The sequence below is a fragment of the Arthrobacter sp. Y3221157 genome, assembly GCF_059089865.1.
In genome coordinates this window covers 30,076-51,447 of sequence record NZ_JBNHFD010000004.1, presented here as the reverse complement: position 1 = coordinate 51,447, position 21,372 = coordinate 30,076, and the positions used below count along the sequence as shown (strand labels likewise).

General features: G+C 60.9%; 19 protein-coding genes and 1 pseudogene. 14 read left to right on the top strand and 6 right to left on the bottom strand.

The genetic code is table 11. From position 1 onward, the window contains the following. The first annotated feature begins 82 nt into the window (after positions 1–82). The gene (locus AC5RTT_RS02450; protein WP_494143869.1) at positions 83–1,696 is read left to right on the top strand and encodes a DUF2142 domain-containing protein; all 1,614 of its coding nucleotides are present in this window, start codon (positions 83–85) and stop codon (positions 1,694–1,696) included. Between the two features lie 68 nt (positions 1,697–1,764). Here AC5RTT_RS02450 and rfbA read toward each other — a convergent pair whose 3' ends face one another. Beyond that, positions 1,765–2,634, bottom strand: a complete 870-nt coding sequence (gene rfbA, locus AC5RTT_RS02445) for a glucose-1-phosphate thymidylyltransferase RfbA (protein ID WP_494143868.1) — start codon at positions 2,632–2,634, stop codon at positions 1,765–1,767. Positions 2,635–2,690: 56 nt separating this feature from the next. Between rfbA and rfbB the strand changes: the two genes are divergently transcribed. The 4 genes from rfbB to AC5RTT_RS02425 are packed head-to-tail and all read left to right on the top strand — an operon-like array spanning position 2,691 to position 6,244. Beyond that, entirely contained in the window at positions 2,691–3,689 is a 999-nt protein-coding gene (gene rfbB / locus AC5RTT_RS02440) for a dTDP-glucose 4,6-dehydratase (RefSeq protein WP_494008714.1), read from the top strand. A gap of 3 nt (positions 3,690–3,692) precedes the next feature. Further along, positions 3,693–5,117 carry a sugar nucleotide-binding protein gene (locus AC5RTT_RS02435; RefSeq protein ID WP_494143867.1) on the top strand — a complete coding sequence of 475 codons (1,425 nt, stop codon included), beginning with the start codon at positions 3,693–3,695 and terminating at the stop codon, positions 5,115–5,117. A 2-nt stretch (positions 5,118–5,119) separates the two neighbouring features. Next, a complete protein-coding gene (locus AC5RTT_RS02430; protein WP_494143866.1) occupies positions 5,120–5,845 on the top strand; it encodes a glycosyltransferase family 2 protein in 726 nt (241 codons plus the stop codon). A gap of 9 nt (positions 5,846–5,854) precedes the next feature. Next, a complete protein-coding gene (locus AC5RTT_RS02425) occupies positions 5,855–6,244 on the top strand; it encodes a DUF2304 domain-containing protein (RefSeq protein WP_494143865.1) in 390 nt (129 codons plus the stop codon). 966 nt (positions 6,245–7,210) lie between these two features. On the opposite strand, the gene AC5RTT_RS02420 is transcribed toward AC5RTT_RS02425, so the two are convergent. From AC5RTT_RS02420 to AC5RTT_RS02405, 4 genes and pseudogenes are all read right to left on the bottom strand, one after another. Beyond that, entirely contained in the window at positions 7,211–8,023 is an 813-nt protein-coding gene (locus AC5RTT_RS02420; RefSeq protein WP_494143864.1) for an IS3 family transposase, read from the bottom strand. A 38-nt stretch (positions 8,024–8,061) separates the two neighbouring features. Continuing rightward, positions 8,062–8,388: a helix-turn-helix domain-containing protein gene (locus tag AC5RTT_RS02415; protein ID WP_494143909.1), complete on the bottom strand. Its 327-nt coding sequence runs from the start codon at positions 8,386–8,388 to the stop codon at positions 8,062–8,064. Positions 8,389–8,400: 12 nt separating this feature from the next. Beyond that, positions 8,401–8,550: pseudogene (locus AC5RTT_RS02410) on the bottom strand (helix-turn-helix domain-containing protein); the annotation flags it as partial. An 87-nt stretch (positions 8,551–8,637) separates the two neighbouring features. Next, positions 8,638–9,519, bottom strand: coding sequence for a glycosyltransferase family 2 protein (locus AC5RTT_RS02405; RefSeq protein WP_494143863.1), 882 nt, complete (start codon positions 9,517–9,519; stop codon positions 8,638–8,640). Between the two features lie 164 nt (positions 9,520–9,683). Here AC5RTT_RS02405 and AC5RTT_RS02400 point away from each other — a divergent pair, with 164 nt between their 5' ends. From AC5RTT_RS02400 to AC5RTT_RS02365, 8 genes are all read left to right on the top strand, one after another. Then, positions 9,684–10,439, top strand: coding sequence for a glycosyltransferase (locus AC5RTT_RS02400; protein ID WP_494143862.1), 756 nt, complete (start codon positions 9,684–9,686; stop codon positions 10,437–10,439). Beyond that, on the top strand, positions 10,439–11,374 hold the full coding sequence (locus tag AC5RTT_RS02395) for a glycosyltransferase (RefSeq protein ID WP_494143861.1): 936 nt from the start codon (positions 10,439–10,441) through the stop codon (positions 11,372–11,374). Before AC5RTT_RS02400 ends, AC5RTT_RS02395 begins: the two co-directional genes overlap by 1 nt. Before the next feature lie 54 nt (positions 11,375–11,428). Next, positions 11,429–12,472 (top strand): hypothetical protein, encoded by a 1,044-nt coding sequence (locus AC5RTT_RS02390; protein WP_494143860.1) that lies wholly within the window; start codon positions 11,429–11,431, stop codon positions 12,470–12,472. A gap of 27 nt (positions 12,473–12,499) precedes the next feature. Further along, on the top strand, positions 12,500–13,732 hold the full coding sequence (locus AC5RTT_RS02385; RefSeq protein WP_494143859.1) for a lipopolysaccharide biosynthesis protein: 1,233 nt from the start codon (positions 12,500–12,502) through the stop codon (positions 13,730–13,732). Further along, positions 13,729–15,702, top strand: coding sequence for a DUF6541 family protein (locus AC5RTT_RS02380; RefSeq protein ID WP_494143858.1), 1,974 nt, complete (start codon positions 13,729–13,731; stop codon positions 15,700–15,702). The genes AC5RTT_RS02385 and AC5RTT_RS02380 overlap by 4 nt, the downstream gene beginning before the upstream one ends. Positions 15,703–15,811: 109 nt before the next feature. Then, positions 15,812–16,834, top strand: a complete 1,023-nt coding sequence (locus tag AC5RTT_RS02375) for a substrate-binding domain-containing protein (protein ID WP_494143857.1) — start codon at positions 15,812–15,814, stop codon at positions 16,832–16,834. Beyond that, entirely contained in the window at positions 16,831–18,513 is a 1,683-nt protein-coding gene (locus tag AC5RTT_RS02370; protein ID WP_494143856.1) for a DUF2142 domain-containing protein, read from the top strand. The genes AC5RTT_RS02375 and AC5RTT_RS02370 overlap by 4 nt, the downstream gene beginning before the upstream one ends. Before the next feature lie 86 nt (positions 18,514–18,599). Next, complete coding sequence (locus tag AC5RTT_RS02365; RefSeq protein WP_494143855.1) at positions 18,600–18,797, top strand: hypothetical protein; 198 nt, start codon at positions 18,600–18,602, stop codon at positions 18,795–18,797. A gap of 394 nt (positions 18,798–19,191) precedes the next feature. Here AC5RTT_RS02365 and AC5RTT_RS02360 read toward each other — a convergent pair whose 3' ends face one another. Then, a complete protein-coding gene (locus AC5RTT_RS02360) occupies positions 19,192–19,692 on the bottom strand; it encodes a GtrA family protein (RefSeq protein ID WP_494143854.1) in 501 nt (166 codons plus the stop codon). A gap of 75 nt (positions 19,693–19,767) precedes the next feature. Between AC5RTT_RS02360 and AC5RTT_RS02355 the strand changes: the two genes are divergently transcribed. Beyond that, positions 19,768–21,366, top strand: a complete 1,599-nt coding sequence (locus AC5RTT_RS02355; RefSeq protein WP_494143853.1) for a DUF2142 domain-containing protein — start codon at positions 19,768–19,770, stop codon at positions 21,364–21,366. Positions 21,367–21,372: the final 6 nt, after the last annotated feature.

Sequence of the window (21,372 nt, the reverse complement as noted above, 5' to 3'; positions counted from 1 at the left end):
GCGCCAATTACTCATCCTTGGGAAAAGGTGCACTCCCTCAACCTGCCGTGAAGGGACTGCAGTGGTGCTAGCTTCATAAACTATGTGCTCCCTTGTCCGCAGCAGTCTCAGGGCGAAAAAACGCTCACTGCCGCTCCTCCTCCCCTTATCAGTATTTCTTCTCCTCGGTATGCTTACCAGCCTGTGGGCGTTGGCCTCTCCGTTAATGTCCGTGCCAGACGAACCGGCTCATGCCATAAAGGCAGCCGCCGTGGTGCGTGGACAAATGGAGCCGCAGACCGCAGGCCCACAGGGGCAACCGGCCGTTGTTCAGGTACCTGGTTATATAGCAGAACTGGGACCCCAGACTTGCACAGCCTTCAGGCCTGATCTCACGGCGTCCTGTGCGCCCCAAATAGACTCGTCCAACACCCTGATCACGGAGGCTAAAACAACGGCCGGCAACTACAACCCTTTCTACTATTTGCTTGTTGGCCTGCCATCCCAGGTCCTGGCTGGGGCACCAGCGCTGTACGCCATGCGCATGGCAAGTGGCTTGTTGTCCGCAGCGTTTATGGCGATGACGTTCATGGGTGCCCTGCGCTTCCGTGGCGGGGGATGGCCACTGTCCGCTTGCACTGTTGTCCTCACGCCGATGGTCCTCTACCTCAGCGGTTCCATTAATCCCAATTCCTTGGAGATCGTCACCACAGCCGCGTTTTTCATCAACCTTTGCGTGGTCTTAGACAACTATCAATCCCTGGCGACAGTTCGCGCGCAGGTGATCGCCGTGGGTGTCTCCGGCGCAGCGTTGGCCAACACGCGAGCACTGTCCTTGATCTGGTTGGCCGCGGCCGTTATCGCGGCGCTCATAATGTTCGGTTGGCGCCCCCTTCTTGCTGTGTTACGGGATAAACTCGGGCTCTTTATGGCAGTGCTCGCCGGGGCCGGGTGCGCAGCAGGATTAGCCTGGCTGATGTTGGCTGACAGTTTCAAGAGCTTGGGCGGCGAACCGAGCACAACCACACCGGACCAGGCGTTCGCCCATATGCTCGACGCCACCTTTAATTACGTCAACGGATACATCGGGATAATGGGCTGGTTGGACACTCCGGCCCCATCGGGAGTTCAGATCTTCTGGCACGTAGCCTTCGGAGTGCTCCTGCTCACGGCCCTGACGTTCGGCTCAGGTCGTTCTAAATGGGCAGTTCTGCCAGTCCTGGCGCTTATTGTCTTTCTGCCGCCAATTTTGCAGGCGCAAATCGTAGAAGAACTTGGATACATCTGGCAAGGACGCTACCTTCTTGCGTTGGTGGTCCTCCTCTTGATGATATGCGGAGTAGCTTTGCGGTTCCAGCCAATACCGGCGTCACCGCAAGTGAGATCCCTGGGTTGCCTGATTCTTGGAGGGGCCGTCGTGGCGCATGTATACACATTTCTATATGCCCTACGGCGATTCACTGTAGGTTTACTTCCTCAACACACCAACTGGACTGAAATGTCGGCACCGCTCTGGCAGCCGCCACTAACTTGGCAGGGGATTTCCGCGTTGTATCTCACGGCGCTCATCATTGGCGCCACGCTCATCTACCGGCACCTCTTTTGGGGACGGAAGTTGGGGGCCCGGGATTTCCCAAACCAATATCTTTCCTCTGGGGAGACACGCGTGGTTGCCAGCCAGGCCCCGGACACGCGGGAACTATCGAAGCAGCGATAAGTAAGGCCAAAAAAGAATGAGGAGCGCTCCGATTGTTGCGCCCCTCATTCTTTTGGTTAAGCTCCCGCCTAGTGGCCGTACTCCAGCAAGTCGATCAGGTAGGAGCCATATCCGCTCTTGACCAAGGGCTCGGCCCGCTCCCGCAGTTCATCGTCCGTGAGGAAGCCGAGCCGCCACGCGATCTCCTCGGGTGCCCCAATCTTCAGGCCCTGCCGGTTCTCGGTGGTGCGCACAAAGTTGGAGGCGTCATTGAGGTCGTTGAAGGTTCCGGTGTCCAGCCACGCAGTTCCCCGGGGAAGGATTTCCACCTGCAGCCTTCCCTGGTCCAGGTAAGTCCGGTTGACGTCCGTGATCTCAAGTTCCCCCCTCGCAGAGGGCTTGAGGTCCCGGGCAATTTCCACGACGTCGTTGTCGTAGAAGTAAAGACCAGGAACCGCATAATGGCTTTTCGGCTTTTCCGGCTTCTCTTCAAGCGAAATAGCCCGTCCCTCGGAGTCGAATTCAACCACTCCGTATGCCTTCGGATCGGCAACCCAGTAACCAAAGACCGCTCCGCCGTCGATGTTTTCGAACCGGCGCAGCTGCGTACCCATGCCCTGGCCGTAAAAAATGTTGTCACCCAGGACGAGGGCAACGTTGTCATCGCCAATATGCTCTGCGCCCAGGATGAAGGCCTGCGCCAGGCCATCCGGGGAGGGCTGCTGCTTGTAGGTGATGGAAACGCCGAAACGCGATCCGTCCCCCAGCAGCCGTTCGAATTGGTCGGCGTCATGCGGGGTGGTGATAATCAGGATGTCCCGGATGCCGGCAAGGATCAGAGTGGATAGCGGGTAGTAGATCATCGGCTTGTCGTAGACCGGGACCAACTGCTTACTGACGCCCAGAGTGATGGGGTGAAGCCTGGAGCCGGTACCGCCGGCAAGTATTATTCCGCGCATGTCCCCCATCTTTCCGTTCGCTAACTGCCGCGGCAAATCCGGTACCCTTGGGAATTATGCAGCGACTTCTTGTTACCGGCGGTGCCGGGTTCATCGGTTCCAACTTCGTCCATTACGTACTTGATAACACCGATGACCATGTGACCGTTCTGGACAAGCTGACCTACGCAGGCAACCTGGAATCACTCCGCGGCCTTCCCGAGGACCGTTTCACCTTTGTCCAGGGTGATATAGCCGACGCCGGCCTGGTGGAGGGGCTCGTCGCCGCCACGGACGTGGTGGTCCACTACGCCGCCGAATCGCACAACGACAACTCACTGCATGACCCGCGCCCGTTCCTGGACACGAACATCATCGGCACCTACACCCTGATCGAGGCTGCCCGGAAGCACAACAAGCGCTTCCACCACATCTCCACCGACGAGGTGTACGGTGACCTGGAACTGGATGACCCCGAGCGGTTCACCGAGCAGACCCCGTACAACCCCTCCAGCCCGTACTCCTCAACGAAGGCAGGCTCTGACCTGCTGGTCCGGGCCTGGGTGCGGTCCTTCGGGCTGCAGGCGACCATCAGCAACTGCTCCAACAACTACGGCCCGTATCAGCACGTGGAAAAGTTCATCCCCCGGCAGATCACCAACGTGATCGACGGCGTCCGGCCCAAGCTCTACGGCAAGGGCGAAAACGTCCGTGACTGGATCCACGCCAACGACCACTCCTCGGCAGTGCTTGCCATCATCGCCAAGGGCAGGATCGGCGAAACCTACCTGATCGGCGCCGACGGCGAAAAGAACAACAAGGACGTCGTCGAACTGATCCTCAAGCACATGGGCCAGTCCCCGGACGCCTACGACCATGTGGTAGACCGGCCCGGACACGACCTGCGCTACGCCATCGACTCCACCAAGCTCCGCGATGAACTCGGCTGGGAACCCCGATTCTCCAACTTCGACGCAGGCATCGAAGACACCATTGCCTGGTACCGCGACAACGAGGACTGGTGGCGGCCGCAGAAAGCAGCCACCGAAGCCAAATACAAGGAACAGGGCCAGTAGTCCATGCCTTTGGAATTCTCGAAAAAGCTCGCTGCCCGCGAGACCCCTATCCCCGGCGTCGTTCTTTACGACCTCCCGGTGCACGGCGACAACCGGGGCTGGTTCAAGGAAAACTGGCAGCGCGAGAAGATGGTAGCCCTTGGGCTCCCGGATTTCCGCCCGGTCCAAAACAACATCTCGTTCAATGAGAAGGCAGGAACCACCCGCGGCATCCACGCCGAGCCGTGGGACAAGTTCATTTCCGTAGCGACCGGCAAAATCTTTGGCGCCTGGGTCGATCTTCGCCAAGGCCCGTCATTTGGCACTGTTTTTACTGCTGAACTGGACCCGAGCCAGGCTATTTTCATTCCGCGAGGCGTGGGTAACGCGTTCCAGACGCTTGAGGACAACACGGCTTACACCTACCTTGTGAACGACCACTGGTCAGCCGATGCCCAAAGCCAGTACACGTTTCTGAACCTTGCAGACGAGACGGTCGCGGTCCCCTGGCCCATCCCTTTGGGCCAGGCGGAACTGTCCGACAAGGATAAGGCGCATCCACGTCTGGCCGACGTCGTGCCGATGCCGCCGAAGAAGACCCTGGTTGTGGGCGCGAACGGGCAATTGGGCAAAGCCCTTCGGAACCTCTTCGAAGGAGACCCTTCGGTCGAGTTCGCCGGCCGCTCCGACTTCGATCTGGGCAGCCCGGATTCCTTCGCCGCCCGGAACTGGAAGAACTACTCCACCATCATCAATGCGGCCGCCTACACGGCGGTTGATGCTGCAGAATCCCCGCAGGGACGCGCCGAAGCCTGGTCCGTCAACGTTGCGGCTGTGTCCGCACTGGCCAGGACCGCCGTCGAGCATGACCTCACACTGGTCCATGTTTCCTCTGACTACGTTTTCGACGGCGCCCAGGTCCTCCACAGCGAGAACGAGCCCTTTACCCCGCTTGGCGTATACGGCCAGACGAAGGCCGCCGGTGACGCGATTGTCCAGGTGGTGCCCCGCCACTACATTGTCCGCACCAGCTGGGTCATCGGTGACGGGAACAACTTCGTACGTACCATGGCATCACTGGCTGGCCGAGGCATCGAGCCCTCCGTCGTCAACGATCAGATTGGCCGTCTCAGCTTCACGGAGGACATTGCCGCTGGCATCCGCCACCTGATTGATTCCGGTGCGGAGTATGGGACTTACAACCTCAGCAGTGACGGCGAGCCGCAATCCTGGGCTGACCTCGCGGCCGACGTGTACGAATTGTCCGGCAAGGAGCGGGCCGCTGTGACCGGCGTCAGCACTGCCGAATATTTCAAGGGCAAGGAAGCAGCGCCGCGCCCCCTCAACAGCGTGCTGGACCTGACCAAGATCAAGGCAGCCGGGTACCAGCCGCCCCTGTCGAGCACCCGCCTGGAGTCCTACATCAAGAATGGACTGATCAAACAGTGACCGTGCCCGCCCGCACCCCCGACACACTCGTCATCATGCCCGCGTGGAACGAGTCCGAAGCCATCGGAAATACCATCCGGGAAGTCTTCGAATTCGGTCCCCCCTGCGATGTCCTGGTCGTCGATGACGGCTCCCGCGACAATACAGCCCAGGTTGCCCGGGCGGCAGGGGCTACTGTCCTGCAACTCCCGTTCAACATGGGCGTGGGCGGCGCAATGCGGACCGGCTTCAAGTATGCGAAAAGCCACGGCTACAGCCAGGTCATCCAGGTCGACGCGGACGGCCAGCATGATCCCCGCGATATCAAGGCCGTGCTCGACGGTCTCCAGCATGCCGACATCGCCATCGGGGCCCGGTTCGCCGACAAAGGCAACTACACGGTACGCGGCCCGCGTAAATGGGCCATGAAGGTACTGGCGTGGACGATCTCCCGGGTGGCCGGTACGACGCTGACGGACGTTACCTCCGGGTTCCGGGCAGCAAACGTGAAAGCGATCCGCCAATACGTTGACCACTATCCGGCGGAGTATCTTGGCGACACCATCGATTCGCTGGTGGTTGCGATCCGCTCCGGATGTACCGTCAGGCAAGTCGCGGTTTCGATGCGTGCCCGCCAGGGCGGCACGCCAAGCCACGACCCGGTAAAGGCCGCCATATACCTCGGACGCTCAGGAATGGCCTTGCTGTTTGCCCTGACGCGGAAGAAAACCGAGCCATCCACTAACTAGGATTCCAATATGTCGCTCCTTATGGGCTCCATCGTCGTCGTGGCGATCCTCTTCTTTGTCTTCGAGATGCTCCGCCGGCAGAAACTTCGGGAGAAGTATGCCGTTCTGTGGATCGTCATCGGCATAGGCACCCTCCTCCTTTCCGCTTTTCCGTCACTCCTCGAAAAAGCCAGCGGGCTCATCGGCATCCAAGTGCCGGCGAACCTTCTGTTCATCATGACGCTCATTCTGCTGGTGGGCGTGTGCCTCCACCTCTCCCGGGAGCAGTCCCAGGCTGAAGACGAGGTAAGGATCCTCTGCGAGGAAGTGGCTTTGCTCCGGGCAGAACTGGCTGATGTCCGGAACCAGATTGAAGTGGGGCGCGGCCCCGTCAACGGTTCGGAGCCGCACCAGCAATAGCTCCCTCCTGGGCGGCACAGCAGAAGGCCGCACAACTAAAGAAGCGCAAACAAGAAAAGGGACGCCCGGCTGAACTGGTCCCCTAAAGCTGGACTCGTTAATATGCGGGTCCTACTTTAGCGGCCATAGATCGGACCTTCGACAGAAGTCCCCGTCCTAATATCGGACGGGGACTTCTGTCGTTGTACTACGGTGCAAATCTCGAATCCGCTCAACGATTTCAGCGGATTCAATATTGCGCCCCGCCGGCGGGACGCCCGCAAACTGAAACCGCCTCGAACTAGGGAACTCCTTACGACGAAGCGTCTGAGGAGCTTCTCCTTCCAGGGTGCCCGCAGAGGATCCCTTCCGTGTTGACCAATCTGATGTAGAACTAGTCCGCTGACTGTGAATGCTTCGGAATGACGGGTGACGAGTTAGGCTCGCGCTATGAAGCCTCGGGGTGTGGCCGCGCTAGCCATTGGTGCTCTGGTCATCGCGTTAGCTCTTGCCGCCCTAATCGTATTCATGCCTGGTCTCAATCGAGCATGTCCAGCAATTGGATACGCATATGTGGGCGATGTGGAGTTGGCCTTTTCTGGGGAGCCAGAGTCAGCAGCGGCTTGCTTCGAGGAGGGCTGCACGCCCGAAGCTGTGACGCCACGTGATGGAAAGTGGCTGGTGCCCCAGTCGCCGCCGTACCTGGTCACCCCCACAAGCGTCACTACGATTTATGTCGAGGCCGTGGCACCTTCCGGTCACCGCGTCGCACGAACCCAGCCGATAGAAAGTGAATCAACCGGGGAGCGCCCCTACGGACCCCATTGCCCCGGACCCTCCAAGTTCAGGCCTGTCCAAGTGCTCCTTGACTGAAAGCAGCCCTCGGTGAGGCAAGCCAGACCGGGGCGTTGCGTCAGCGCAAGCTCGGATGCATGACTATGTCGTTACCGATCTGAAGGACTCCGTAGAGGTTTGCCTAAGAGGGATCTATGCCGCAAGCATCTGAGCACGGTACTGTACCGGGCTCAAGCCCTTGAGCTTGGTGGAAATTCTTTCGGTGTTGTACCAACGCATGTACTCGTGCAGCGCTGATGCGAGTGCATCGGTGTTGAGGAACCGGACGCGGTGGAAGAACTCTTCCTTTAGGTGCCCAAAGAAGTTCTCCATGACGGCGTTGTCGTAGCAGTTGGCTTTGCGGGACATCGATTGGACCGCGCCGGCGTCCACCAAAAGTGTGCGCCAGGAGTTGTGCTGATATTGGAATCCCTGGTCGGAATGCACGAGGGGCTTCTGCCCGTCTTCCAGCGTGGCCAGCGCGCCGCGCAGCGAAGCATTGGCAAGCTCCAGATTGGGCGAGGTCCCAATTGTGTAGGAGATGATCTGCCGGTCGAATAGGTCCATGATCGGTGAGAGGTAGAGCTTCCGGTCACCGACGCTGAACTCGGTCACATCGGTCACCCATTTCTGATTTGGGGCATCCGCTACGAACTGGCGTTTCAGCAGGTTCGGGGCCACGATGCCCTGTTCGCCCTGGTAGGAGTTGTACCGCTTCCTGCTTCGGACCTTGCAGACCAGCCGCAGGGAACGCATCAGCTTCAGGACGGTCTTCTTGGCAACCGTCCACCCTTGCTTGAGCAGCTCAATGTGGATCCGGCGGTGCCCGTACCGGCCGTGGTTCTTCTCGAAGGTCTCTGTGACCGCGGCCTTCAGGGACGCCCGTGGATCCGGGCCTTGAAGGCGGGACTGGTGATAGAAGAACGTGGACCGGGCTAACCCGGCCACGTTTAGGAGAATTTCCAACCGGTGCTCAGCCTTGAGAGCGATGACAGCGCGAACCTTTAGCGCTGTTCCCCGTCCCTCAAGGCGTTTACTTTTCCCAGAAAGGCAACCTCTGCACGCAGGCGTTCGTTCTCACGCCGCAGCCGCTGCAGCTCCGGTTCCTGCTGCGCGGAGGCGTCTGGGTTCTTCCTCGGCCGGCCTTTAGGTTTCGGACGCAGGCCTTCCTCGCCTTCAGCCCGATACTGTCCCGCCCACACGGTGATCAGGTGTGGCGACGATAGCTCGAGCTCCCTCGCGAGAGCCACGCGGTTCTCGCCCGAGATATATCGCTGCACGGCATTGAGCTTGAACTCGAACGAATAGAGCCGTTTCACTGGTTTGGTCACAAGAGCAGTATCTCCACGAACGCGCCATCTGTCGTACAAGCGGAGGACTGCCTTCGTACCCACCCCGAGCTTTGTTGCTACAGCTCTGGTTCCCCAACCGCGCTCAAACAGGGCCACCGCGGCCTCGCGCTGCTCTTCGGATAACGAACTGCCCTTTAACATGAAACTGCTCCCCGGAAGTCAGAACTGAATTTTCAGTCCAACTTTCGGGGAGCAGTTCAGGCCGGGCGTCCCTTTTCTTTGCAGCCTCTAGCTCACAATGTGCTTGGCGAGGCGGGGCAGCGAATCGAACTTGCCCTTTTGGACCGACTTCAGGATCAGGGAAGCGGCGTTCAGCCGGGATGTCGTGTGGAAACTTGCGGCCCGCGCGGCTCCCTTCCAGCCCAGCTTGCCGAAACGCTCGGCCTGTTGCTGGAAGAAGCGCCGCTCCTCGTCAAAACGCCTGCCGTCCAATGCACGCACCGATGAATCAGATGCAGAATGCCGGCGGTACAGGAATGTCAGGACGGGATCCACGATCATGGAGCCGTGCTCGGCAGCGATATCCAGCAGGAGTGCGAGGTCCTGGACCACGTCCAGGCCTTCGGTGAACCCGATGCGCTTCACCGTCTCCGAACGCCACGCCAGCGAGGGGAAGTAAGCCCAGTCCGCGCGGACGAGGCTAGTTGCCATTACCTCCCCCTTCAGTTCGATGCGCTCACTGGTCTTCGGGGCGTAGACCTTCTTCACTGCATCCACCAGGGGGGTGCAGGCAATACCCTGTTCGTCGATCACCTGGACACCCGGCTGGACGACGTCTGCCTTGGGGTATTCCTCAAAAGCGCTGACCACAACGTCCAGATAGTTGGGGAGCATGATGTCGTCGGCACCCATGATGACCACATAGGGTGCTTCGACCAGGGTCAGTGCCTTGCGGTAGTTACCGTTGGCACCGAGATTCTGCTCGTTCTTCATGTACGTGACGCGGGGGTCCGTGATGGTTGAAAACCAGCGTTCGGGTTCTGGATCGGGGTACCCGTCGTCGATGACAACAAGCCGCCAGTCCTGGTTCTCCTGATTCATCACGCTGCGGGCGGCGAGCTTCATTTGATGGACATCGCCGTAGTACGGCAACATTACGTCAACGGTCATGGACCTGAGGTTCCTTCCGTGGTTTCCGCTCGAAGAGCTCGGCGGCTGCGTCCCCTCGAGTATAGTTGACCGGCACCCGCGTCCTTCCCGGCAGGCGCAGCTTGCTAGACTGCTTGGGACCTGCCCGCCCCGCTGGCACCGCCCGGAGGCACGAGGAGAAACTTATGGAGCCCGCATCCGCCCCAAAGCCGCGCGTCAGCGTGTGCATGGCGGCATATAATGGCGCCCGCCACATCAAGGAACAAATCGACTCAATCCTGGCGGAAATCGGACCCCGCGACGAGTTGATTGTCGTCAACGACTGTTCCACCGACGAAACGCCGGCCATTGTGGCCGGAATGAACGACCCGCGGATCCGGCTGATCCAGGCCGAGCGGAACAACGGCTACGTGCGTACGTTCGAGTGGGCCCTCACTGAGGCCCGCGGCGAGTTCGTCTTCCTTTCGGACCAGGACGACGTGTGGCTTCCGGGCCGGGTGGAGCGCATGATCTCGGCCATGGACGGCAAGGACATGGTGGTCAGCAACTGCAAACACTTCGATGGGCCACTGGGACCATTCCATGAGATCCGCCTGCGGCCCGAAGATTCGTCGCACACCGTCCGCAACATCCTCGGCATCGTGATCGGGTACCGGCTTCATTGGGGATGCGCCATGGCAGTGCGGCACAGGCTCCTCCAGCAGGTACTGCCTTTCCCGCCGTACATGAAAGAGTCCCACGATCAATGGCTGGCCACAGTAGGCAACGTTAACCGCACCATCGTTTACCTGGAAGAAGACACCATCCTGCATCGTTTACACGGTGAAAACCTGACCCCACACGGCATCCGCTCCGCGTCCAAGATCCTGAAGGCGCGGATGGTTTTCCTCCGCAACGTCTATGAGGCGGTCCGGCGCGCCTGGCGGGCAAGGGCAGCGTGATGGCGCCTGAAGAGTTTGCAGCAACCCAGCCGTCCCGGGACGTGTGCGGAGTCGTTTCGGCGTTCAACCCCGGCCCGGAAAACGTGGCCAACGTCACCTGGCTCCTGCGCTTTGTTGAGCACGTGGTGGTGGTCGACGACGGTTCACCCAACGACGTCTCGCAGGCGTTGGAAGAGATGGAGCGGGCGGGTGCTGTTGTCATCAGGCTCGGCACCAATTCCGGGATTGCCCGCGCACTGAACGTCGGCATCAAGGAAGCCATTTCCCGCTGGAATCCTGAATGGGTTGTGACCATGGACCAGGACTCGCGTTTCACCGGCGACTATGTGGCTTCGGCATTGGCTACGGCCTGTAACTCCCATGAACCGGAAACGGTAGGGATGGTCTGCGCTGAATCACACAACAACATCCCCCTGCCAACCTGGGGCAGCCAGGACGAACCCCAGATTTTCGATCCGATGACCAGCGGCACCCTGGTGCGCAGCAGCTCGTTCAAGGCCATAGGTTTTTTCGACGAGGGCTTCTTCATTGACTGCGTGGATTCAGAATTCAATGCCCGGCTCCGGGAGCGTGGACTGCGCGCCCTGGCTGGGAAGGGCTGCAACCTGGAGCACAGCCTGGGCAATGCGCGCCCAATGAAGATCCTTGGCTGGCATGCGCGGGTGGGCTCCAAAAAACTCTACGTCTACTACCACGCACCGTTCCGCGTGTACTACATCACACGCAACTCATTGATCCTCGCCCGCCGTTATGCCCTGAAACAGCCGACGTGGGTCCTCCGCCGGATCTACATGGAGATCCAGAGCCATGTTGTCAGGTTCGGATTTGGGCCCAACCGGAAAAAGCACCTCGTCGCCGCGCTGGCGGGCGTTCGCGATGCTCTCCGCCAGAGGATGGGCAAGATCGACGACTCCCTCGCGGCCCGGCTGCGGTAGCAAAATTCCACTATTCAGCAGTGCCCTGGCCCGGCCGAGACCGAAAGACCAGTCATGACCACCACTTCAGGAAAAATCTTCGTCCTCTACCACAAGGGCTTAAGGACCGGAGGCCCCGAAGCCCTTCACCAGCTCGTCGATATGCTCCGGGAGCTTGGGCAGGACGCCTACCTGGTTCCGCATCCCCACACGGCCCACAATTCGCGGGTGGAGCAGTACAGCGTCTACAACGCTCCCGAGGCTCCTGAAATCGTGGACGCGCCGGAAAACGTTGTTGTCTTCCCCGAAACCTACATCTATGAAATGCCGAAAGTTAAGCTCGCACGGCGCATGTGCTGGTGGCTGAGCATCGACAACTCGCTCACGTTCATGGCGGAGAGGATGTGGCAGCGCAACACCTCCGGGCTGGTGGAAAAGGCGAAAGAAGGCGCTGTTCCCTACGCGCGGATGTGGAAGAACAGGGTGAACCCCGGCATGCTCCGGAAGGACCGGGATGTGGTCCACCTGGTCCAGTCGTCGTACGCCTGGGCCTTCATTGCCACCCGCCTGGACGTCGTGCCCTCGTTGCTTTCGGACTACACGCCAAACGCTGAGTTCCAGGGCACGCCCGAGTCGCCGCGCAACCGGCAGCTGGTCACCTACAACCCGGCCAAGGGCGGACACCTTATTGAGGCCGTGAAGGCGAAGTGCCCACCGTCCATCGAGTGGCGCCCCATCGCGGGGATGACCAGGTCCGAGGTTGTAGCAACACTGCAGGGATGCGGTATCTACCTGGATCTGGGACACCACCCGGGCAAGGACCGGATGCCCCGCGAGGCAGCCCTGTCCGGTGCACTCACCGTGGTGGCCCGCAGGGGTTCGGGGGCCTTCTATGCGGATGTTCCTGTTCCCTGGGAACACAAGATCACTCCTGGCCGAGACGAAGTGCCGACAGCTGCAGCCATGCTTCCCCAACTCATCGACAACTTTGACTCGGAGGTGGCAAAGCAGGACACCTACCGGACGGGCATCCTCAACGAGCGCTCCAGGTTCAAGAGCGAAGTGGAAGACGTTTTTGTGCGGGGCCGGCTTGGCAAGGACGCGTATGACTACCTGTAGTGCGTGCCCCGGGCCAGGGGGACAGGAATGATCAAAAGGATCGCAGCGTTCGCCGGGCTGCCGCTGCTGGGTTCGCTGGCGTCGTTCATCCTTCTGCCGATCATTGCGCACGTCGGCGGAACGCCGGCCTGGAATTCCCTGGCGGTGGGCCAGGCGGTTGGGTCTATTGCCGCCATTGTCATAGCACTGGGATGGCCGCTCACGGGACCGGCCGCCGTGGCATCTGCACCGGAAGAGCACGTACGACGGCGGCATTACGCCGTCAGCTTTGTCACCCGTTCTTTCATGTTCGTTTGCACCGTGCCCCTCATGGCGGTCGCCCTGATGTTCACGAGCGGCAGCAACCAGTTCTGGGTGGCCTTCCTGATGGCGTGCGCCCAAGGTGCCGCAGGCCTGACTCCGGCCTGGTACTGCATCGCAACCGGACATGCGGGCCGGATCGCAAAGTATGACGTCGTGCCCCGGATGGTCGCGACCCTTGGTGTAATTCCGCTCCTGTTTGCAACGGGGCAGATGTACATCTACCCGCTCGCCTTGCTGGTGCTTGGCCTCGCCGGAACCCTGTGGTTCAACGAAGACCATTCCAACCGCGAGGATTTCAAAGGACTCACTCCGCCCATCGTGCTGAAAGAAATCTGGGGACTTCGGGCCGGCGCAGGTATTACCGTCGCCGCCGGGGCCTACGCCTCCACGCCTGTGCTGGTGGTGCAGTTTGCGGCTTCAGCTGCCGGGCTGGCTGCCTTCGTCTCTGCCGAGAAGTTCTACCGCATCGGACAGCTTGCCACCGCAGCGCTGGGCAACAGCCTCCAGGGCTGGGTCAGCGAGTTCGGTGCTGACCACCGGCACCGCAGGAAGTTCTCGCTTATGGCGCTTACCGGCCTGGGCCTTACCGGCTGGCTGATCCTGGCACTGCTTGGGCCGTGGACCAGCGAGCGGTTGTTTGGGGCAGAACGGGCCGCCGACTTCTGGACGTGTTTCTGGTTTGGCCTGTCATTCCTGCTTGTCTGCGTGACAACATCCACCGGCGCCCATTGGCTGGTGCCGGCAAAGCGGATGCGCGTTGTATTCTCCAGCACTATCACCGGCGCCGTGGTGGGCCTGCCCGCCATGATCATCCTTTCCGGCCTGATGGGCGGCCCGGGCGGCGCCCTTGGCCTGGCGATCGGCGAAATAGCGGTCACAGCCATACAGCTGCGTGCGGTCCTGCAACTCCTCCGGGACAAGGCGCAGGAGGACAGGACCGAGGAAGTACCTTCGTGAGCTGGATCGGTATCCTTCCCGCGGTGGTAGTAACCATCCTTCTGTTCTATATCCCCGGTGCTGTAGTGGCGGCATGCCTGAAATTCCGGCTGGGCGGCATCCTCGGCCTTGCACCGCTTCTGTCGACGGCGGCTGCCGGACTTGCGGGAGTACTCGCCGGGATACTCGGCATCCCGTGGAGCGTCCTGCCGTTTGCCGCGGTGACGGCCCTGCTTGCCGGCGCCGCCCTGCTGGTCACACGAGGTCTTCGCCGGCGGATGGCGGGCGCGCCTCCCCGGCGGCAGTGGTTGCCTTTCGCTGCCATGGCCCTTGCCACTGTCCCTATCACCTGGCGCTTCATCCAACTGGTCGGCTCACCCGAGCACCCGTCCCAGGTCTTCGACAACGTCTTCCATCTGAACGCCATCCGGTACATCCTGGACACCGGCAACGCTTCGTCCCTGAATCTCGCGTCGCTTCAAGGGGTCTCCGGCTTCGATGCCGTGTACCCTGCCGCGTGGCATTCGTTCGCGGCGCTCCTGGTCCAGCTGGCCGCCGTCGACATCCCTACGTCGCAGAACGTGCTCAACCTGGTCCTTTCGGCCATCCTCTGGCCGGCGTCGTGCCTGTTCCTGGTGGCTAAGACCATCTCGCGCCGGCCAGCCGCCCTCGTGGTGGCGGCAGTGATCGCAGCGGCCCAGGTCGCTTTCCCGTTCCTCATGATCGTCTGGGGTCCGTTGTTTCCGTATGCGCTGGCACTGAGCATGATGCCGGCGGTCATAGCCTGCCTCGCGGCAGTTGCCCGGCTTGGCCGTACGCGGACAGACCCGCTGCGCAGCTGGGTCTCGGCACTGTTCCTCGCGCTGGCCGGACTTGCCTTTGCACACACCAGTTCGATCAACACGACCATCGCCGTGAGTTTTCCGATTCTCGGGCTGCTTTGGTGGCACCTGGCGAGAAACACCAAGTTCCAGGCCAGCGTCCTGCGGGCGTGGCTCTTCATCGGCGGAACCCTGCTCACCCTTGTGGTGGCAGCCGCTTTCTGGTTGAAATTGCGCCCTGCCCCCTACGACAACTGGGGTCCGACGGTGAAGCCGGGGGCCGCCGTCGGGGAAATCCTGACTGTAAGCCCCATGCAATCGGCCATACCGGCGGTGGTCGTTGCCATTCTCTCGGTTGCCGGTTTGCTCACAGTCTTCCAAACCCGAAGATTGCGTTGGCTGGCAGCCTGTTACGGCGTCGTTGGTGCGCTGTACGTGGTGGCCGCTTCGTTTCCCAAAGGTGCACTGCGCGATGCCCTCATCGGCACCTGGTACCAGGACACCTACCGGCTTGCTGCCCTGCTGCCGCTGTTCGCAACCCCGCTTGCAGTTGTGGGCGGCCTGCGTCTCTGGGATTCCTGGCGGAACTCCACTGCTGCCCACCGCCTGCACGGCGCGCTGGAGCGGCGGTTGCGCTGGCCGGCTAACCGGGGAGCGGTTGCCGGGGCCGTACTCGCTACCGGTGTCTTCGCAGTGCTGGCGACATTCGCCGGCCCGGTCACGCACTATATTGGCGGCGCCTCCACTGTTTACCGGTTCGACGCGGCCTCAGAGCTGCTGACCCCGGATGAGGTCGCGCTGTTAAAGCGTCTCCCACATCATGTTCCTGCCGATGCGGTGGTGGCCGACAATCCGTGGAACGGCAGCTCCCTTGCCTACGCCTACACCGGCCGGCGGGTCTTGACCGCCCACCTGTTCGCGGAAAAGGACCAGGACGCAATCCTGATTGATGAACACCTGAAGGACACAGCGGATAATGCCCGGATGTGCGAAGCATTGAAAAGCAAGAACGTACGGTACGTGTTGGACTTCGGGAGCCGATACCTGCTGAATCTCCCCGGATCCCGGGAGTATCCAGGCGTCACCGACATCGGGGATGCTCCCGGCTTCACCATGGTCGACTCACAAGGATTCTCTGCCCGGCTGTACGAAATTACGGCGTGCGCATGACAAACCCCGTGCACCATCCAACGTTGGCCTGCCTCAACTTCCGTGGCACGGGCACTAGGCTGAAAGGGTGATTCCCGTTTCTCTCCGAGCAAAAATAAAGGCTGCCGCCTTGTTGTCGGGGCTCCTGTCCCTGTCTGCGTGTGCCACCACTCCCCCGGGCACTGTCCAGGGTGCCCTTACCGGAATCGGCAGCAACGCTGCCCAGGGCGCAGTCAGCGCATGGGGCCTGGCATGGGGCAGTGCTGTTAAGGGCACCTCGGTGAGCTATTCCCCCGACGGTTCCGCAGCCGGGCTCAAAGCCCTCCAGGACGGACAGGCACATTTCGCGGTAGGTTCCGCGCCGCTTACCCCGCAGGAAGCCATAGCTGTTCGCGGCATGTGCGCGCCTGGCGGTGCCATATCGGTGGCGGCGGGGGTTTTGCCTGTAGGCGTAGCCATCAAAATCAAGGGCGTCAATGACGTGGTGCTGGACGCCCCCATCCTTGCCGCCATCCTGCAGGGTGAGATCACGCGCTGGAACGATCCCCGAATCCTTGGCCTGAATGCCGGAACGGACCTCCCTGACCTTGAAATCACGGTCATTGCGCCGGAAGGTCCTTCGGATACGGTACGTCCGGTGAATGGCTACCTCACCCGGGAGGCAGGTGTTGCGTGGGAGCCGGATTCCCAGGACAGTTGGCCGTCCACGGTTATAGGGCAGGTATCGTCGCCGCCACTGGACCTCGCAGACAAACTGGATGACACCAACGGCGGGATTTCCATCCTCGACGGAAGCATCATCGGCAACCGCTTCACAGCAGCGCAACTCGTCTTTGACGGCAAGCCGAGGCGGCTCCAGGCGTCCTCCGTCGTCGACGCCGTCACTACCGGGGATGTGGGCTCGTCCCCGCACGGCGTGGTGCAGGAATTGGACGGGGCCTCCGGCTACGCGTTGGGCACCGTGATCTATATACATATGTGCCGGGAATACTCCGAGCCCGCCTTGACGCGCTTGAGCCGGTCCCTGGGCCAGAGCCTCCTGAGCGAAGACGCGCAGAAGAACGCCAACGCCTTCGCCTTTGTCATGTCACCCAGCAAGACAGCAGTAAGCGAAGCCCGTGCATTGATCGGCACCAACGGAGACGGACAATGACCCTTTTCTTCAACAACGTCCGACGCGGACTTCCACGTCCCTTGCCGACGTTCGGGCTCCTGGCCACAATCTTTGCCCTGTTGTTCGGGCTGTGGGCGGTTGCCACCCCGCTTATGGGGTCGCCCGATGAACCCGCGCACACGATCAAGGCCGCCGCGGTCGTGCGGGGCCAGGTCGTGGTGGAAGAAGGTACTTCCTTCGGTCACGGCGTCCATGTCCGGGTCCCTAACTACATCGCCAGCCTTCATGCCCAAAGCTGCTATAAATTCAACCGGGCACAAGCAGCCGATTGCGCAGCGCCGGTCTATGCGGACGACACTTTCACGAATATCGGCGTAACCTCCGCCGGCTCCTACAATCCGATGTACTACTGGGTGGTTGGGCTTCCCACTCTGTTCATGTCCGGTGCCCCCGCGATCTATGCCATGAGGCTCGTCAGCGCGGCGCTCTGTGCTTTGTTCTTTGCCGCCGGGTTCACCGCCCTGACAGAACTGCGGCGCCCCAAATATCCCGTCCTTGTCGCGGCCCTCACCATGACTCCGATGATCCTGTTCCTTGGAGGAGGCATCAACCCGAATTCCCTCGAAATCGCAGCCACCATGGCAGCCTTTGCCGGTTTCGTTGTGGTGCTGGACAACTGGCGCAACACAAGACTTGTCCTGCCTGCGCTTGCAACTGTCGTGGCCGCAACGGTGGTACTGGCAAACGCACGGCAGATTTCCCTTGTATGGCTGCTGTGTGCCCTGATCGTCGGCGTCTGTTCGTTCCGGCTGCGCCGCACGCGCGCCGTTTTCACCGACAGACGTGTGTTGACCGCCGTCGCGGTGGCCGTCCCGGGCGCTTTGCTGGGATTCCTTTGGATGTACGTTGCAGCCAACGGGCCGGCGAATGTAGGCGTGGCACCTGAGGGAATCGCGAATCCGCACCCCGATGCCCCGCTCTACCGCGGCTTCATGATCATGCTTGACCGGACCTACGATTTCTTCCCGCAGTACATAGGCACCATGGGATGGCTGGACACCCCGGCACCGGAACTGGTGACGCTTGTCTGGGGCGGTCTGATGGTCGCAGCGTTAATTGTCCCCTTCTGCGTCCGCCCCCTCCGCAATTGGACGGGCTACTGGGTGGCCCTGGCCATGCTCTACCTGGTCCCTGCGCTGCTGCAAACGGCCCTGTGGCGCGGCATGGGATTCATCTGGCAGGGCCGGTATACGCTGCCGCTCGTCGTCGTGCTGTTCGTCAGTGTTGGCCTGGGGCTCCGGAAGCTTCGATTCCCGACCTCCCCGGTTGCAGTGCATATTTCGCGGGTGTTGTTCTGGCTGGTTGTTTTTTGCCACACCCTGACGTTCGTTTACGTCCTCCGCCGGTATGTGGTGGGAATCAGTGAGATTGCCAACTGGCAAACGCTCTTCTCTTCACCGGACTGGCAGCCGCCCCTCGGGTGGTTCACGTTGACGGCGGCCTACCTGCTGGTCACGGCTGCCGGAGTTCTGCTCCTGTTCCGGTACCTCCACCCGGGCCAGCCGCTGATTACCCGGGCCGGTTCACTCTACCGGCGCTCCCCAATGAACGGAGGGGGCCGGAAGGTGGGGCAGGAGGGACAACCCGTGTTGGCCGCCCACACCGTCGATCAAATTACTATCGAACCACAAGTAGAAAAAGTCCACGAACGACGCTGAAGAGAGGCAAGGCCCAGTCCGTAAGGTGCAATTCCTGAGAGGAATGCAGCGTTACGGGGTTTCGTTGCCGATATGCGGAGATTCGAGTGAAGGAGAGAGCGCTGGGGAACTGGCTGCACAGGCACCGGGAGAAACACCAGGACGCCCCGGCGGCTGCCGCAGTGGACAGGGGCCCTGTGTCGTGGGACGGGCACCAGAAGGCGCTGGCCGAGAACGCCGGACTGAAGGCCGAGGTCGGGTTCCCGGGAAAAGTCCGCGCCTTCTTTGCCGTGAAGCACAAGTAGAGGATTTCTAGGAATTCATAGAAGTGGAGAAGGCCAACCATTCTATGGTGTGGCTGTGCCGGGTGTTGAAGGTCTCCCGGGACTCGTATTACCGGTAGCGCCACCCCTCGGCCCCGTCACTGCGCACGGTCCGGCATCAGATACTTGTCACGAGGTCACCGAACTTTTCCTGCAGGAGTGCGGCCGGGCCCTGCCCTAAAAACTTGACGACCGCATCCTGACCGCATGGGGATCAGAGGGAACTGCAGCGGGTCAAGGAGATCGACCAAGAAACAAAAGCGGCCGCCTCAACCCCTGCAGGGAAGCATCCTTGTCTTGCTTAGGGCGTTCCTGAGACAGCGCACATATCGGCTATGGCGCGCCGGAAGGTGAAACCGGGACCGACGGACCTGCCTTACGCGGTCGTTGAAGGATCCCTGACAATGTCGGGCTCTTCTGGTACGCGCTGGAAGATCCAGTGGCGGTAGAGGAAGTAATTCCACGCCGTTGTGAGGAGCGTAGCCGTGGTCTTGCCAATAATGTAGGACCAACCCAAGGCGTCAAAGCCTGTAACGATGATGTCGCTGACAACGATGTTGACGACGACCAGCAACAGGTACTTGGCTGCGCTGACGCTGCCCTTATTGGTCGCCTGGAAGGTGAACAAACGCTGCAGGAGGAAATTGAATACCAGGCTGATGACGAAAGCTATGGGAGTAGCCAGCCATAGTGGGACATCAAACAGTTCGTGCATGAGGGCAAGCAGGCCCAGATCAAGGGCGAAGGACAGGCCGCCGACAAACAGGAACCTGACAACGGGATGCTTGTAGAGGGTGACGATCAGTCCCCGCCTGAGAGGGGATTCTTGGCTCGTTTTGTCAGACGATGACGACGCACCGGATGCGGAACTTCGCATTGCGGGATGATCCTCTCAAGTGTGCGGAGTGTTTCAGGCTCTAACGGCACACCTCCAAGTATGGTTAAACCTACCATGCCATTTTTCACCAACCAGTCCCGCCCCTCCAAGCTCGATCGGTCCAAGGTACCTCGCAAAAAGCCGTCGCCTTTCAAGATTCTCTTCGTCAGCTGGCTGCTGTTTGGCTGTGTTGGAAGCCTGTGGAGTTTCGCCTCTCCGTTGATGTCAGTCCCGGACGAACCGGCGCACACCATCAAAGCTGCTGCCGTTGCCAGGGGACAGTTCAGCGGGGCGAGCACCGGGGTCCAAGGGGCTCAGCTTGAAGTCAATGTGCCTGGTTATATTGCCCATTTGCATGACTACAAGTGCTTCGCCCAGAATTCCAGTATCACCCCTGCCTGCACGCCTCCCATTGATGCACGTGACCGCGGTTGGATCCCTGCCAACACCTCCGCAGGCAATTACAACCCGGTGTACTACGGCATAGTGGGACTGGGAAGCCGCGGCCTCAGCGGTGAACCGGCACTTTATGCAATGCGGCTTATCAGCGCATGGCTGGTTGCATTTTTCCTCGGGGCGATAATTGGCGCGGCATCGTCGCTGCGCCACTACCATCGACCCGTCATCGCCAGTGCGATCGCTTTGACCCCTGCCGTTTTCTTCTTATCCGGTTCCATAAATCCAAATGGCCTTGAGATTGCCGCAGCGGGGGCCGTCTTCATGAGCCTGTGTGCCATATTCGAACGGACCGCGTCTGGGATGCCCATTGGCAGGCTGCTCCTTGTCATTGCAGCACTCTCCGGCAGCCTGCTGGCCCATACCCGCCCGCTTTCCCTGCTTTGGCTCGCGATCGCCGCCGTGTCCGCTATTCTCTGCTTTGGAATCAAGACGTTCACCCGGACCCTTGCAGTACGTGGCTTCCAACTGGCCGTTCTCGCTGTCGGCCTGTCCAGTCTCTTTGCTCTGTTGTGGGTCCTATCCGCAAAGAGCTTTGACAGCCTTCTCGCTGGTGCTCCCATGCCGGCAGACGAAGCCGCCGTTGCCATGCTAAACAAGACCGTGTTCTTCATGGTTGAGTACGTTGGGGTTCTCGGGTGGATTGACACCCTCCCCCCGCCTGCTGCCCTTTACGCGTGGGTGCTCGGGTTCGGGGCAATGCTATTTCTGGCCTACACTGCGCGCCCTGTCCGGGGGCGTTGGGTTATGGCCTTGCTGACTTTGACCGTCATCATGGTACCTCTGGCCCTGCAGGCCAGTTCCAGTGAGAAGCTGGGATGGATCTGGCAAGGCCGTTACACTCTGGCGATGGTTGTCACGCTGATCCTGGCGGCCGGCGTTACTATCCGCTTCCGCCCCTTCAAAGTCACGCCGTGGACGAGATCCATGATCCGCTGGGGTCTGGTGCTCGGGGCTTTGGCCCACGTCTACGTCTTTCTGGAAGGCCTGCGGCGCTACACCATTGGGATCCAGGCCCACGTCAACTGGACGGAAATGTTCCAGCCGGCGTGGCAGCCGCCGGGCACCTGGCAGATGCTCGCCGTCGCATACGTCCTGACGCTGGCAGTCAGCGGTACTTTCCTGTACGGTCTGTTGACCGCAGCGCCAGCCCGGCAGACGACGTCGGCATTGCCGGCAAGGCCCGCCGAGCCGGCTGTGGAGCGGCATACTGCCTAAGTCAGC

Excerpts from the sequence above, each read along its gene's own strand:
- AC5RTT_RS02385 (WP_494143859.1), top strand. The coding sequence starts at position 12,500 with ATGATCAAAAGGATCGCAGCGTTCGCCGGGCTGCCGCTGCTGGGTTCG.
- AC5RTT_RS02390 (WP_494143860.1), top strand. The coding sequence starts at position 11,429 with ATGACCACCACTTCAGGAAAAATCTTCGTCCTCTACCACAAGGGCTTA.
- AC5RTT_RS02395 (WP_494143861.1), top strand. The coding sequence starts at position 10,439 with ATGGCGCCTGAAGAGTTTGCAGCAACCCAGCCGTCCCGGGACGTGTGC.
- AC5RTT_RS02425 (WP_494143865.1), top strand. The coding sequence starts at position 5,855 with ATGTCGCTCCTTATGGGCTCCATCGTCGTCGTGGCGATCCTCTTCTTT.
- AC5RTT_RS02450 (WP_494143869.1), top strand. The coding sequence starts at position 83 with ATGTGCTCCCTTGTCCGCAGCAGTCTCAGGGCGAAAAAACGCTCACTG.
- AC5RTT_RS02355 (WP_494143853.1), top strand. The coding sequence starts at position 19,768 with ATGCCATTTTTCACCAACCAGTCCCGCCCCTCCAAGCTCGATCGGTCC.
- AC5RTT_RS02360 (WP_494143854.1), bottom strand. The coding sequence starts at position 19,692 with ATGCGAAGTTCCGCATCCGGTGCGTCGTCATCGTCTGACAAAACGAGC.
- AC5RTT_RS02435 (WP_494143867.1), top strand. The coding sequence starts at position 3,693 with ATGCCTTTGGAATTCTCGAAAAAGCTCGCTGCCCGCGAGACCCCTATC.
- rfbA (WP_494143868.1), bottom strand. The coding sequence starts at position 2,634 with ATGCGCGGAATAATACTTGCCGGCGGTACCGGCTCCAGGCTTCACCCC.
- AC5RTT_RS02405 (WP_494143863.1), bottom strand. The coding sequence starts at position 9,519 with ATGACCGTTGACGTAATGTTGCCGTACTACGGCGATGTCCATCAAATG.
- rfbB (WP_494008714.1), top strand. The coding sequence starts at position 2,691 with ATGCAGCGACTTCTTGTTACCGGCGGTGCCGGGTTCATCGGTTCCAAC.
- AC5RTT_RS02400 (WP_494143862.1), top strand. The coding sequence starts at position 9,684 with ATGGAGCCCGCATCCGCCCCAAAGCCGCGCGTCAGCGTGTGCATGGCG.
- AC5RTT_RS02370 (WP_494143856.1), top strand. The coding sequence starts at position 16,831 with ATGACCCTTTTCTTCAACAACGTCCGACGCGGACTTCCACGTCCCTTG.